The 13,593-nt window shown below is 67.3% G+C and carries 7 protein-coding genes and 1 pseudogene; 4 read left to right on the forward strand and 4 right to left on the reverse strand.

The annotated features are described in order from the left end of the window. Positions 1-536 precede the first annotated feature (536 nt). The 4 genes from V7E45_RS07630 to V7E45_RS07645 all read left to right on the forward strand — a co-directional run bounded on the left by V7E45_RS07630 (position 537) and on the right by V7E45_RS07645 (position 8,736). On the forward strand, positions 537-6,794 hold the full coding sequence (locus V7E45_RS07630) for a DNRLRE domain-containing protein (protein ID WP_333773318.1): 6,258 nt from the start codon (positions 537-539) through the stop codon (positions 6,792-6,794). Between the two features lie 354 nt (positions 6,795-7,148). After that, positions 7,149-7,778, forward strand: a complete 630-nt coding sequence (locus V7E45_RS07635; protein WP_333773319.1) for an RNA polymerase sigma factor — start codon at positions 7,149-7,151, stop codon at positions 7,776-7,778. A 136-nt stretch (positions 7,779-7,914) separates the two neighbouring features. Further along, positions 7,915-8,154 carry a hypothetical protein gene (locus tag V7E45_RS07640; protein ID WP_333773320.1) on the forward strand — a complete coding sequence of 80 codons (240 nt, stop codon included), beginning with the start codon at positions 7,915-7,917 and terminating at the stop codon, positions 8,152-8,154. 252 nt (positions 8,155-8,406) lie between these two features. Further along, positions 8,407-8,736: a hypothetical protein gene (locus V7E45_RS07645; RefSeq protein ID WP_333773321.1), complete on the forward strand. Its 330-nt coding sequence runs from the start codon at positions 8,407-8,409 to the stop codon at positions 8,734-8,736. Between the two features lie 171 nt (positions 8,737-8,907). Here V7E45_RS07645 and V7E45_RS07650 read toward each other — a convergent pair whose 3' ends face one another. The 4 genes and pseudogenes from V7E45_RS07650 to V7E45_RS07665 all read right to left on the reverse strand — a co-directional run. Further along, positions 8,908-9,891: a pentapeptide repeat-containing protein gene (locus V7E45_RS07650; RefSeq protein ID WP_333773322.1), complete on the reverse strand. Its 984-nt coding sequence runs from the start codon at positions 9,889-9,891 to the stop codon at positions 8,908-8,910. Positions 9,892-10,546: 655 nt separating this feature from the next. Next, positions 10,547-11,737 carry a ParB/RepB/Spo0J family partition protein gene (locus V7E45_RS07655; RefSeq protein WP_333773323.1) on the reverse strand — a complete coding sequence of 397 codons (1,191 nt, stop codon included), beginning with the start codon at positions 11,735-11,737 and terminating at the stop codon, positions 10,547-10,549. Then, positions 11,734-12,999, reverse strand: coding sequence for a ParA family protein (locus V7E45_RS07660; protein ID WP_333773324.1), 1,266 nt, complete (start codon positions 12,997-12,999; stop codon positions 11,734-11,736). The genes V7E45_RS07655 and V7E45_RS07660 overlap by 4 nt, the downstream gene beginning before the upstream one ends. A 343-nt stretch (positions 13,000-13,342) precedes the next feature. Then, a pseudogene (locus V7E45_RS07665) lies at positions 13,343-13,569 on the reverse strand (hypothetical protein); the annotation flags it as partial. Positions 13,570-13,593 lie beyond the last annotated feature (24 nt).

Consider the following 13,593-nt stretch of genomic DNA (forward strand, 5'->3'; position numbering starts at 1 on the left):
CGCCCCTCTGCTGCTACTGCTCCTGGTCTCCATCGGCCTTGCCCTCGCCTGTGAGGTGGTTGGCGCAGGGGCTGGTGACGGTAGCTCGTGCTCCGTCTACACCGGTCCGCGAAGGCGTGCTGCCGTGTAGTGAGTGCTTGTGCAAACAGATGCCCGGTTGCGGGGCGATCAGTCGGGGTGGCTCCAGAGCCCACCTTGGTGACACTCAGTCAAGCGACTTAGGGGTGACCGGACATGGTCCTGGATGTTTCTTGACGGTTTCCGGGGCGGTGTGTGACCGGCCTGAGGGGCGGTTGTGTACTTGCTTTGCATAACCTTTGCATATCGGGTCGGTTTGTAAACGTTGCCTGTGCCCCTTGCGTGCCGATTTGCCCAATCTGTTGATCAGTTAAGTTCGCCGTCGCTGCCCAATCGGTGGGCTGGTGACGAGATTTAGGACAGTGATGAGGCAAAGGATGGGGGCTGGACGCGGGAGCGTCTGGCCCAATCCGCAACGGGGATGGGTACAGCGGATCGCTGTGTCCCTGGCCGCCACGATGGCGGTAACGGTTCTGCAGGGAGCCGAGGGCATTGTCCCGACGGCGTCGGCATCTGCGGCCAAGACCCACTCAGCGGGGAAGAAGAAGCACTACGCCACCTCAGCGGCGAACGTACCCTCGGCGCGGGTGCTGGCGCGTCTGTCGGGCAAGCGTGTTGAGGCTCTGTCCGAGAGGACCGAGACGTCGACGACGTGGGTGCACGCCGATGGCAGCCTGACCACGGAACTGTCGGCAGGACCTGTCCGGTTCAAGGACAAGGCGGGCCACTGGCACGGTGTCGACCTGAACCTGGTGAGCAAGGCCGACGGATCCGTCGAGCCGAAAGCCCACCCGCGGGGGCTGGCGTTCGCCAAGCCGGGCGGGAAGCGGCTGACCTCGCTGACCCAAGGCAAGACGGTCGGTGCACGTGACCTGGTGACCCTCGGCGAGGGCGACCAGCAGATCACTCTGCAGTGGAAGGGCGGCCTGCCCAAGCCGAAGCTGGACGGCAACCGCGCCACCTACAGCGGCGCCGTCCCGGGCGGGGACGTGGTCGTGGAGGCCACCCGGACCGGCTTTGAGCAGTACGTCCGGATCAACGAGCGCCCCAGCGCCGGTGGCTACTCCTACACGCTGCCGGTGAAGGCCAAGGGCCTGAAGATCCGGCAGCTGAAGGACGGAAGCGTCCAGTTCACCGACAAGAAGAGCAAGAAGCGGGCCGTCATGCCCGCCCCGGTGATGTGGGACGCGAAGGTCGACAAGCGCTCGGGTGAGCACACCCACCGGGCGAAGGTCGGCCTGAAGGTGGTGCACCACAAGGGCGGCGCCGTCGACCTGGTGATCACCCCGGATGCCAAGTTCCTGGCCTCCCCCAAGACGCAGTACCCGGTCACGGTCGACCCGTCCACCTCGTCGCTGTCGAACGTCTTCGACACCTACGTGCAGCAGGGCGAGACAGTCGACTGGTCCAACGACACCGAACTCGACTTCGGTAACCCGGGCACGAAGAACGCCGACGGCACGCCGCGCACCGCGCGGTCGTTCGTCTCGTGGAACACCACGCCGCTCCAGGACGCGCTGGTCCTGGACGCCAAGCTGTCGCTGTGGAACTTCCACTCCGGCAACACCGACTGCAAGGCCTACCCGTGGGAGGTCTGGTCGGCCGGCGCCGCCTCGACGTCCTCGCGCTGGACCGCGCAGCCGGCGTGGACGGCGAAGAAGGCCACCTCGAGCGAGACCACCGGCAACCCGGGCTGCTCGACGCAGCCGGACGGCTGGATCAACGCCGACGTGTCCACGCTGGTGCAGGAGTGGGCGTCGGCGAAGGCCACCCGCGGCAACATGGGGTTGCGGGCCTCGGACGAGTCGGTCCTCGGCCAGTGGAAGCGGGTCAACTCCGCCAACGCCGCCTCCAACCCGCCGAAGCTGGTGGTGCACTACAACTACCGACCGCGCACCGGAACCAAGCAGGAAGCCGGCCCGCCGTACTTCTCCTACAGCGGCTCCTACGTGGTCAACACCACCACGCCGACGCTGCGGGACACCTTCGTCGACTCCGACGGTGACAAGGTCGACGGCACCTTCGAGATCCGTGACAGCGCCACCGACACCCAGGTCGGCAACTACCTGGTGTCGAAGTACGTGCCATCCGGACAGGTGGCGTCGGTGACGGTCCCCTCGGGGCTGCTCAGCGACGGCAAGACCTACAAGTTCCGCACCAACCCCTACGACGGGACGCACTACAACCTCGGCTGGTCGGCGTGGAAGACGTTCACCGTCGACACCAAGGCCCCGTCCGCTCCCGCGAAGATCACGTCCACGGACTACCCGTCGGACAAGTGGGTCAAGGGCGCCGGGACTGCCGGCACGTTCACCGTGACTCCGCCGGCCTCCGACCACAACTGGCTGGAGTGGTCGCTGGACGGTGTGACCTGGACGAAGGTCTCCACCGGCGGTTCCAGCGCGGACAAGGACATCACCGTCACCCCGCCGAAGAACGGCACCCACACCCTGCAGGTGCGGGCCGTGGACAAGGCGGACAACAAGTCCGAGGCGATCGAGTACACCTTCCACGCCGGCCCGGGCGGGTTCATCGAGCCCAGTGAGGGCGAGCGCACCGCACGCCGGGTGCCGCTGGTCGCCGAGGCGGACGGGGGCAAGTACGACAACGTCTCCTTCTCCTGGCGGCGTTCGGAAGCGGACGACTGGGTGAAGATCCCCGCCGGGGATGTCACCGACGGCGGCCAGGCGGTCAGCTCGTGGCCGGTGCCGCTGACGAACGGCAAGAACGCCAAGCTGGTCTGGAACGCCACCAGCACCGTCGACCCCGACGGATCGGTGCAGATCAAGGCCGACTTCACCGGGCCGAACAGTGCCTCGGGCAGCACCGAGCCGCTGACCGTGGTCGTCGACCGCAACGCGGACGGCGCCGCCACCGACGAGGTCGGGCCGGGCAGCGTGAACCTGCTGACCGGTGACTACAGCCTGTCGGCCACGGACGCCTCCTCGTTCGGCCTCACCGCCAGCCGCACCACCTCTTCCCGGGTGCCCGACAAGGGCGCCAAGCAGGAAGGCCAGGCCGCGATCTTCGGTAAGGAGTGGGTGTCCGGCACTGCGGCGGAGATGACCGACTCCGACTACAGCCACCTGCGCAAGATCTCCGACACCGCGGTGGCTCTCGTCGACGTCGAAGGCGAGGAGACCTACTTCACCGCCAACGCGGCCAAGAGCGGCTGGATCCCGGAGCCGGGCTCGGAGGACCTGACCCTCAAGGGCAGCGTCTCGGGCAGCTTCACCCTCAGCGACACCAACGGCACGGTCACCGAGTTCACCAAGCCGACCGGTGCCACCACCTGGCAGGTCTCCAGCACCCTGCTGGACGGCCTGAGCAACTCCACCACCACCGTGGTTTCCGAGACGGTGCCCGTGGGCGACAAGCAGCTGGCCCGCCCCAAGCGGATCATCGCCCCGACCTCAGCGGCCTCGGCTTCCGCGTGCACGTCGGACCCGTCGACCAAGGGCTGCCGGGCGCTGGAGTTCGTGTACGCCTCGTCGACCACGGCTGCCACCGGGTCCTTCGGTGACTTCGCGGACCAGGTCAAGGAGATCCGCCTGTGGTCCACCGAGCCCGGTGCGGCCGCGGCCACGTCCAAGGCGGTGCAGGACTACGCCTACGACACCTCGGGCCGGCTGCGGCAGGCATGGAACCCGCAGATCAGCCCCGCGCTGAAGACGGCGTACGACTACGACTCCGACGGCCGGGTCACCCAGTACACCCCGCCCGGTGAACTGCCCTGGAACTTCACCTACGGCAAGGCCGGCAACGCCGACACCGCCGGTGACGGCATGCTGCTGAAGGCCTCCCGGTCCGCACTGCAGCAGGGCACCCCGGACGTGCAGCAGGGCACCGCCGCCACCAGCGTCGTCTACGACGTGCCGCTGACCGGCACCACCGCCCCGTACCAGATGGGCTCCTCGGACGTGAAGGACTGGGGGCAGACGGACAACCCGACCGACGCCACCGCGGTCCTGCCCGCCGACGCCGTGCCCACCTCCAACTCCGGCGGCTCGCTCAGCGCCGGCGACTACAAGCGGGCCGACGTCCACTACCTGGGCGTCTCGGGCCGCGAGGTCAACACCGCCACCCCCGGCGGCCACATCTCCACCACCGAGTTCGACCGCTTCGGCAACACCGTGCGCGAGCTGACCGCCGCGAACCGGGCTGTCGCCCTGGGCGAGAGCGCCGACGACAAGGCCACCCAGGCCGACCTCGGCATCGCCCAGCTCGCCAGCGCCGACCGCGCCGGCCTGCTCGACACCCGATCCGTCTACAACGACACCGGCACCCGCGAGCTGGAGGAGTACGGCCCGCTGCGGCGGATCGACCTGACCGCCGACCTCAAGCAGTCCACCACCGTCCTGGTCCCGGCCGGTACCTCGGTCACCGCCCGCACCTGGACGGTCAACGACTACGACGAGGGCCGTCCCACCGACGGCACCGCCAAGGTCAAGGACCAGATCACCAAGGTCACCACCGGTGCCCAGGTCCGTGAACACCCCTCCGTGCAGGGCGAGACCCGCGTGACCCAGACCGTCTACGACTGGGCCAAGGGCGTCGCCACCAAGACGATCAAGGACCCGGGCGGGCTCGCGCTCACCGAGACCACCGACTACGACAGCCAGGGCCGCCCCACCAAGCAGTACCTGCCCGGTGCCAGCGGCACCGACGCCGGCACCCGGGTGACGACGTACTGGTCCGCGACCGGCACCGGCGCCTGCGCCGGCAGGCCCGAATGGGCCGACCTGGTCTGCTCCGTCAGCGCCGGCGGTGCGATCACCGGCGGCGGTTCCAACCCCAGCCAGCTGCCCACCACCACCACCGAGTACGACTGGTACGGCAACCCGGCCAAGGTCACCGACACCGCCAACGGCTCCACCCGCACCACCACCACGACCTACGACAACGCAGGCCGTCCCGGCAAGGTCACCGTCACCGGCGGCGTCGGCCAGGCCGTCCCCGACGCCACCACCCAGTACGACCCGGACACCGGCCGGGCGGTCAAGACCGTCTCGTCCACCGCCGGCACCATCACCAAGGCCTACGACAAGCTGGGCCGCCAGATCTCCTACACCGACGCCGACAACGGCACCACCACCACCGAGTACGACCTGCTCGACCGGCCGGTCAAGGTCAGTGACAGCGTCCCCACGACCGTCACCTACACCTACGACCAGAGCGCTGAACCCCGCGGCCTGGTCACCAGCACCACCGACTCCGTGGCCGGCACCTTCAAGGCCACCTACGACGCGGACGGCTCGGTCGCCACCGAGAAGCTGCCCGGCGGCTACACCCTCACCCAGACCGAGGACACCACCGGCTCCGCCTCCGACCGCACCTACACCCGCGACAGCGACGGCACCATCGTCTACTCCGACACCGTCACCGAGTCCATCAACGGCCAGGTCACCAGCCACGCCGGGCTCTCCAGCCAGGACTACGGCTACGACGCCACCGGACGACTCACCACGGTCGAGGACACCTACCAGACGACCTGCACCCGCCGCGCCTACACCTTCGACAACCACACCAACCGCAAGTCCCTGACCACCAACGCCGGCACCCCCGGCGCCGACTGCCCCACCAGCGCAGGCACCACCACCAACTACACCTACGACAGCGCCGACCGCATCGTCGACACCGGCTACACCTACGACGCGTTCGGCCGCACCACCGCCGTCCCCGGCCAGGGCACCGCCGCCTACTACGCCAACGACCTCGCCTACCAGCTCACCGCGAACGGCCAGCGCCAGACCTGGCAGCTCGACGCCGACCTGCGCTTCCGCTCCTGGAAGGTCGAAACCGGCAGCGGCAGCACCTGGACCCAGACCGCGTCCAAGCTCAACCACTACGACGGCGACGGCGACAACCCCCGCTGGACCATCGAGGACACCGCCACCGGCGCCCTCACCCGCAACGTCGAATCAGCCTCCGGCGACCTCGCCGCCACCACCACCAAGACCGGCGACACCGTCCTGCAGCTGACCACCATCCACGGCGACGTGGCCCTCCAGCTCCCGCTGGACACCACCAAGGCCCCCACCGCCCTGGACAGCGACGAATACGGAAACCCCCGCACCGACCAGGCAGCCACCCGCTACGGCTGGCTCGGCGGCAAGCAGCGCTCCAGTGAAACCGTCACAGGCCTCACCCTCATGGGCATCCGCCTGTACAACCCCACCACCGGACGCTTCCTGACCACCGACCCCGTCTACGGCGGCAACGCCAACGCCTACGAATACGTCACCGCCGACCCCACGGACAAGTACGACCTCGACGGCCGGCGGTGGTGCTGGNCCGACCCCGTCTACGGCGGCAACGCCAACGCCTACGAATACGTCACCGCCGACCCCACGGACAAGTACGACCTCGACGGCCGGCGGTGGTGCTGGCGTTGGTGCTCGACCGTGAAGCGTTGGCAGCGCAACCCGAACTGGCGGCACTACTACTACGGGGCCCAGATCGCCATCTCGATCCTCCCCGTTCGTCGGTGGAAGGCGGCCAGGCGGTTCCGGGCACGTAGCTGCTGGACGCGCTGGCGAGGTTTCGGCTCCTGCCTCGGTGGGGCCGCAGGCGTGTACGACTTCGTCTACTCGGTACACAAGTACAGCCAGAACTACCGGTATCTCAGGGAGTACAACCAGGCCCTCACCTATGAGGGGCGACAGCGCATCTGCCGCAAGTACACCCACTACCACGGCCGAGGACAGTGCGCGTAAGCACAACTGACGGCAGACAGCTTGCCCATCCTCACTAAGTGTGTGGCCCCCGCTCAGCCTCAGGGCGGGGGCCACACCCATGTTCTGCCCGCCGCATTGGATTGATCACGGGTTCCTGCCGGAACGGATTGGATCATCCAATCAGGGCGAGGGGAGGCGCAGACGACCGTTCCCGCCCCCCTATCGCATTGGAGCGGCGGTGTGAGCACGCGACGATCGACAGACGCTCATGTGATGCAGATCACACACTCGCGCACAAACGGCTTCTCTACGCCAGGGACTGGAAGAAGTGCGGGACGCGATTGGGGGGCCCGCGCGGGCAGGTCAGCAGACAACTCAATCGAAGGATTCAATGTGAAGCGGTTCCCATGGATCCCCGGTCAGCGAGGCGAGAGCATCCTCCCCTTGCTGTGCCCGGAGAAGGATCTCCCGGAGAAGTCACTGGCGCAGTGGGGGTACATCGCGGACAACGAGCGGTCGTTCCGCCGCCACGTGCTCGTCAACGTGGGTGAGGTCCACGAGGGCGACGTCTCGGACAAGACCTTCCAGAGCCTGCACGGGCGCCTGAAGAAGGGTCCGGTCGACGACCAGATCAAGGACTACGCCTGGAAGTCCTTCAACAACGCCGTACGTAAGTTCCATACCGTCCTCGCCAAGCAGCGCAAGCGGGAGCTGCTGATCGGAGACGAGACATGGACGCTGGACGAGGCCCCCATGCCCGTGGCGGGCTACCCGGTGGACTTCGACGTCGACTCCGTCGCCGCCACCGTCACGGCCCGGCTGGAGATGAAGCACTACAAGGAAACGCTCTCCAACGAGTTGAGCCCAGGCGAGCTGATCGCCCTCGCCCTGGTGAAGTTCGACGGTTACACCTCACCGCAGGCGGCGCAGCTGCTGGGGATCACGGACGGAGCCGTACGCAATGCGGTCGGCAGGGCCAAGGCCAAGGCGAAGGATGCGGGCGGGGAACTCGGTCTCGCCTGAGCGACCAAGCATCCTCTGCCTCGGGTGCACGGCCCGCGAAGACCGCGGTCCGTGCACACCGAGGGTGGGCTGCTCTCGACTTAGGAAAGCCACCTAACGCACCCACCACATTCGCCAAGTCGATGAGGGAGAACCTGTGGACAACCAGAAGGACCGGGTGCTGGCGATGCACACCATCGCAGCACTCTTCCGCTACCGAATTTCACGTGCCTGGGACGCCTTCCTGATCGCCTTGATGTCGGTCAGGGCGACGGTCTTCGCTCGAAGCCGCTCGTCCGAGCCGATCCGGGGGACTCGGCTCGGGGTGATCGCAGTACTCGCAACAGTTGCTTGGTACGGCCAGCGATCAGGACAGGGCGACGTGCTTCGGCCCTAAACCGCCGGCCACTGGCGCGACGGCAGTCTGGGTTGGGACCACCGTCGCACTAGAGGCAGAAGTGCCGAGCAGGACAACACCACATCTCCACGAACACATGCCCAGTAGGGCCGGATCTCGGCGAACAAACGCCAGGAGATCCGGCCCTACTGGTGTCAGTGCAGGGGCACACAAGGTGCCCTCGCACCGCCCGCTCGGCAGGCTCCACACCGCGAGCGCGGCGAGAACTGCGACAGCAAGAGGAACAGTTCCATGACAAGCATCTCCCAGTTCGGCGCCGAGGGTCAGAACCTGCCGCACAGCAAGGCCCTCAGCATCCGGATCAAGGACGCAGAACGCGACCTTGCCGAGCAGCGCCGCCAGCTGAAGAAGCTGCGCCGAGAGCGCCGCCTGGCCAAGCGCGAGGAAGCTGCGGTCTGGCGCCGTACCCACACCCGCCGCGGCCTCTTCTGGATCGGCAACGCGGCCTTCGCCGCCGCGGTGGTGTGCTTCGGCTCCGGACTGTTCGCGGTGGGTTTCCAGCTGGCGCAGTTCGCCTTCGCGACCTGGGTAGCCGCCCTCCAGTTCCCCCCGAAGCCCTGACACCAGCGCTGACCTCCGACAACACACGAGGGCGGTCCCACCCGGTGGGCCGCCCTCGACCGTTTCCACCCCCCAGCGTTACGGATTCGAGGCCAGCCAGGCTGGGGGAAGGACAAGCACCGCTGCAGAGGTCCGAGTGTTGGTNCCCTCGACCGTTTCCACCCCCCAGCGTTACGGATTCGAGGCCAGCCAGGCTGGGGGAAGGACAAGCACCGCTGCAGAGGTCCGAGTGTTGGTCGCGGCGAGCAACCCAACGGGAACAGGACCCCTCGCACCCTCGAAGGTCACCCTGCCACCCGAGAATGCCGCATTGTGGAAGTGCACTGTGCCGTCGGAGAACGCCGCACCGTCGAATTCCACCGTGCCGCCGGAGAACGTCGCACGGTCGAAGCTCACAAAGCCGCCGGAGAACGCCGCACCGTCGAAGTTCACCGTGCCGGCGGAGAACGCCGCACCGTCGAAGTGCACCCTGCCGCCGGAGAACGTTGCACGGTTGAAGTCCACCGTGCCGGCGGAGAACGCCGCACCGCCGAAGGCCACCGCGCCGCCGGAGAACGTTGCGCCACTGACGTCCATAGGGCCGTCGATGGTGACGCCGTTGAGATTCAAGTTGCACCCTTCCCACGAGCCGTGGGTTCCCCGCGGGCGGCGGTAGTGATCGCCGATGAGGTGCAGGATCGTGTGTCGGACCTTGCGGAGGGCCAGGTATCGGTGGTGTTCCTCCTGGTCGGCAGGGTCGTCGCCAGGGTCGGGGGTGAAGGGGAGTTGGAGATATGCGCAGAGAACGTCGATGCAGGTCTGACGCAAGCTGTCGTCGGGCGCGTCGTCGACGAGTCCGGCCAGTGCGTGGACGCCCCCGAGGCGGACGGCCGGGGAGTCGGATCCGAGTTTGTCGACGGCCTGGGAGAAGCGCTCGGTGTGCAGCCGCGTGTCTTCACGGTAGGCGCCGGCTTCGTCGACGCGCTGGCAGCGGTAGGCGACGACCAGGGCCACGAGAGCACCGGCGCCGGCGACGACACCAAAGGAAAGTTTGACCAGGTCGAAAAGCGTCTTGGAGTCGATACGGTCTTCGGGCTTCAGCCCGCGGGCGCCGAGCAGGTCCCAGCCGGTGTAAAAGACGGCGGTAGCGACCGCGAGAGCGGCGATGAAGGCCACGGGGAGGACGAGACCGACCTTCCACAGGCGCAGCTCTCGGTCGCCCCGCGAGGTCCGTAACCACCAGGTGAGTCTCATGCGGGTGGAGACACGGCTTGCTGATCGGCGGTTGCAGCAGGCACCAGGGGCCGTTTCCGCCCCCGGCTGGAACGGATCAGGTTCGGGGCCTCGCCGCCGACAGGAAACGCTATATGTGTAACCACCGCCGGCATCTACATTGAGATGGGCTCCCGCCTCTTCGAACCCACCCTCCTCGCCCTAGCCGCTCTCGCCGTACGCGGCCGCATCAAACGCTGACTACCCAGCCCCGCGTGGAAGATCTGGGTGCGTGCGCCCCGAAGACAGCGAGTCTCCCCCCAGTCACGGGTGTGCCCCGGCCTACTGGCCGGGGCACACCCGTCTTCCCGCCTTCTCCGGTTCGCGGACCTACTTGGCGTTGCCGCGGGTGGTGCTCACAGCACTCTGCCGGTGCGCGGCAACTCCCGGCCGGGGAGGCCGCTCGCTCTGCAGGTGACACGAAATCACATCTCCCGTCCCGCCAAGCGGTTCGTGCCGAAATGCACAGTGGGGCGCTGGCTCTCGAGTCGGGGAGATTTACCGGCCTGAGTGAGCCCCGCTCCCCCGTCCGCTATGTCGGGACAGCGGGGCCGGCCCACTAGTCGCTCTTGCTTGCGACCTGGTCCCCGAGGGAGCGCACCAGTTCGCCAAAGCGAGCCGGGTCTCGATCAAGGCCCTTCTGGCTCAGAATGCGAAGCAGTGCGAAGAAGGTGTCGTCCGAGGCGATCTTCGTGTCGAGGAGCATGGCGAGGGGCCCAGGCTCGTCGTATGGCACCCTCCGGGTGCGCGGCTCCTCGCTTGAGGTGTTGCTGTCTGCTGCTGCCGAGGACGAGTGCACGCGCGGTTCGGGAATCGCCTCGGTGGTGACGAGTGCTGATTCTTCAACCGGGGCGGCCACGTCCGGAACGCTGGTGGTGACAGCGCTGACGGGACGGTCCTCAGAGGTGCCGGTGTCCGCAGCACCCCCGTCCGGGACACTGGTGACGACAGCCTGACCACCGGTGGGACCTGCTTCTGGGCTGTCCGTCTCTTCCTCTGCCGGACGCTGATTCTGAGCCCGGGCTGCGCGCGCCCCTTCCTGTTCCTTCCGGGTTCGGTCCGCCTTCATCTCCTGCAGGGCTGCTTCCTGCTGGTCCGCCGGCTTGTTGCCGACAGCGCGCAACAGGTCGATGGGCTCCTGGCCGATGCGGGCCTGCAGTTCGGGAGTCAGGTTGAGCAGGGCCAGGCGCTGTGACACCCAGCCTTGGGAGCGGTGGAGTCGTTTCGCCAGGGCTCGCTGGCTGCCGTAGATGGTCAGGAGCCGTTGCAGGGCGCGGGCTTCGTCGATCTCCTCGAGATCTTGGCGGTGGATGTTGGCCACGAGGGCGGATTCCAGGAGTTCCTCGGAGGTCGCTCCCTGGTCATCGCTGACCATCACCTTGATCGTGGCGAGTCCGGCTTCGCGAGCGGCGGCCAGCCGACTGCTGCCGTCGACCACCACGTGGGTGGTGTCCGGCTCCAGCGCAGTTTCCTGAGCGGGATTGGCTTTGAGGTAGGCGTCCCGGTTCATGACCGTGATGGCCTGCTTCTGCCCGTGTGTCTTCAGGCTGCCGGCCAGGTCGGTCAAGTCTCCAAGGGCAGAGCGCGGGTTGTCGGGGTTGAGGCTGATGCGGTGGACGGACAGCTCCGTTGGAGCCGCGACGCCATCGGTAGGTACACCGGTGGCCGCGGCGACGGCTTGGCGGCGTGCGCTGACGGGACGCACTCCCCCACCGAACCGGCCCGCGCCCAGCTGATCGGCCTTGCTCACAAGACCTCCCTTGCCAGGGCGCGCATACCGACAGCCTGCTGCGACTTCGGCGCGTAGGAGAGCAGGGGCTTCTTCACTCGGACTGCTTCCTTCTGTTCCTTGAGGTCACCGATGAGTCCGACAACCCGCGGATCCTTTATGTCCACCCACCCCTGGAGAGACGAGGTGGCGATGTAACCGCGGCGGGAGTCGTAGAGGTTCACGACGATGCCGAGGTAGTCGATGTCGACCTGAAGGTCGCTGCGCAGGTCGTCGACCTGCGTGGTGAGCAGCTCGTAGGCGTCGGCAGAGCTATCCTCAGCCTGTACCACGATCAGGGCACCGGACTGGCCGGGCTTCTCGCCATCGCGTCGCCGGCCGTAGTAGGCAGCGGCGTCCATGCTGAGGCCGAGGCTCGGCGGGCAGTCGACGATGATTACGTCGTAATCAGCCTCGAGCGGAGCGAGGGCTCGTTCCAGTGCTGCTTCCCGCGCTCGGACAGCCGACAGGCGCACGTCGAGCAGGAACGCGTCGTTGCAGGCTGGCAGGAGATGGAGCCTGCCGCCAAAGGTCTCCTCGTCGATGGAGAGGATGAGGTCTCGGAGGTCCCCTTTGGGGTCACCCGCCATGTGATTGGTGAGGCTGTCACCGTTCATGGGCAGCGGAGCGCCACCGAGCTGGTTGGTGAGGTGGCACTGGGGGTCGAAGTCGACGAGCAGCACGTTCTGGCCAGGGCCAGGCAGGTTCTCGATGTCGAGCGGGTTGTCTTCCGACTCCGCCTCGTCAGTGTGCGTCTCGCTCGCCCGCAGGGCCTTGGTGAGAGCCTTGGCGATCCGCACCGGGTGTAGGACGTTGCGGTCTTCGGCGAGGGCTTCACCGAGCCCTGCGGTGATGGCGGTCTTGCCGACACCGCCCTTCTGGTTGCAGACGATGATGCGGCGGGTGATCTCCGGGCGGACGACCTCCGGCGCCGGGTTGGCATCCACCCACACCTTGATGGACTGGGCGAGGCCCTGGATGAGGGAGACGCGCCGGTCGGCAGCGATCTGACGGAACTCCTCCCACTGTCCGGGCGGAAGGAAGGTGGAGAACGAGTCTGCCCCGGCGGTGTCGACCGTCGCCGTGGCGGAAGCCAGGTTGCACCAGTCCCTGATGCCCTGTTCGACCGCGGCCTGGATCTCAATGCCGTGCTGGGCGGCTCTGACTTTGAGGTCTTGCCGGAGCCATCCCGGCAGCTTGGACACGACCTTCTCGCGGTCGTTGGACATGGCTGGTGAACTCATGAGAGGAACCATACTAACGTTCGTGATCGTTTGAACCATCGACGCGTTAGTTAGACCAAGTTAGTTGTGTCATCACCCGTCCAACCACACGAGAAGACGTGTCCAGCAGATCTACAGCACCTGCGCCGGCACGAGGTGATTACGTCGTAATCACCGGGCAGCCCTCATAGAGGACCAAGGTTCCTACGGCGGTAACACCAACCACACGGCCGCCGGGGAACGTGAGAGCGTCCTGGCACAGTGCTTTTGGTACGGAGCAAGGCCGAAACCCACAGAGCCATCCACGTCCCCCCGCCCCTACATCACCCTGCACCACTTCCCCAGGCCGACCAACCCACCGCCGTCATGCGGGACTCCAGTCGGCCACTCCGCGCACGATGATCCGGGCCCATAGGTGTAGCCGCAGTTCTGCCGCGTCCAGGGCGACGAGGTCCCGGTTGTGCTCGGCGCAGCGGCTCGAGGAGAGGTCGTCGCGGAGGCTGTCCACCGCTCGCTGCTCGGCCTGGGGCCGACTCTGGTCCACATCGACACCGCGCGGCGCACGGGTTCGTCCGGGTACGCCTCGGGCCGGTGTCAGCGGGCCTCGAAGGAGCG

Source organism: Streptomyces sp. IBSBF 3136, from assembly GCF_036815105.1.
Lineage (GTDB): Bacteria > Actinomycetota > Actinomycetes > Streptomycetales > Streptomycetaceae > Streptomyces.

Bases quoted from the DNA above. Each gene is read 5' to 3' on its own strand.
- V7E45_RS07660 (WP_333773324.1), bottom strand. From the start codon at position 12,999: ATGAGTTCACCAGCCATGTCCAACGACCGCGAGAAGGTCGTGTCCAAG.
- V7E45_RS07645 (WP_333773321.1), top strand. From the start codon at position 8,407: ATGACAAGCATCTCCCAGTTCGGCGCCGAGGGTCAGAACCTGCCGCAC.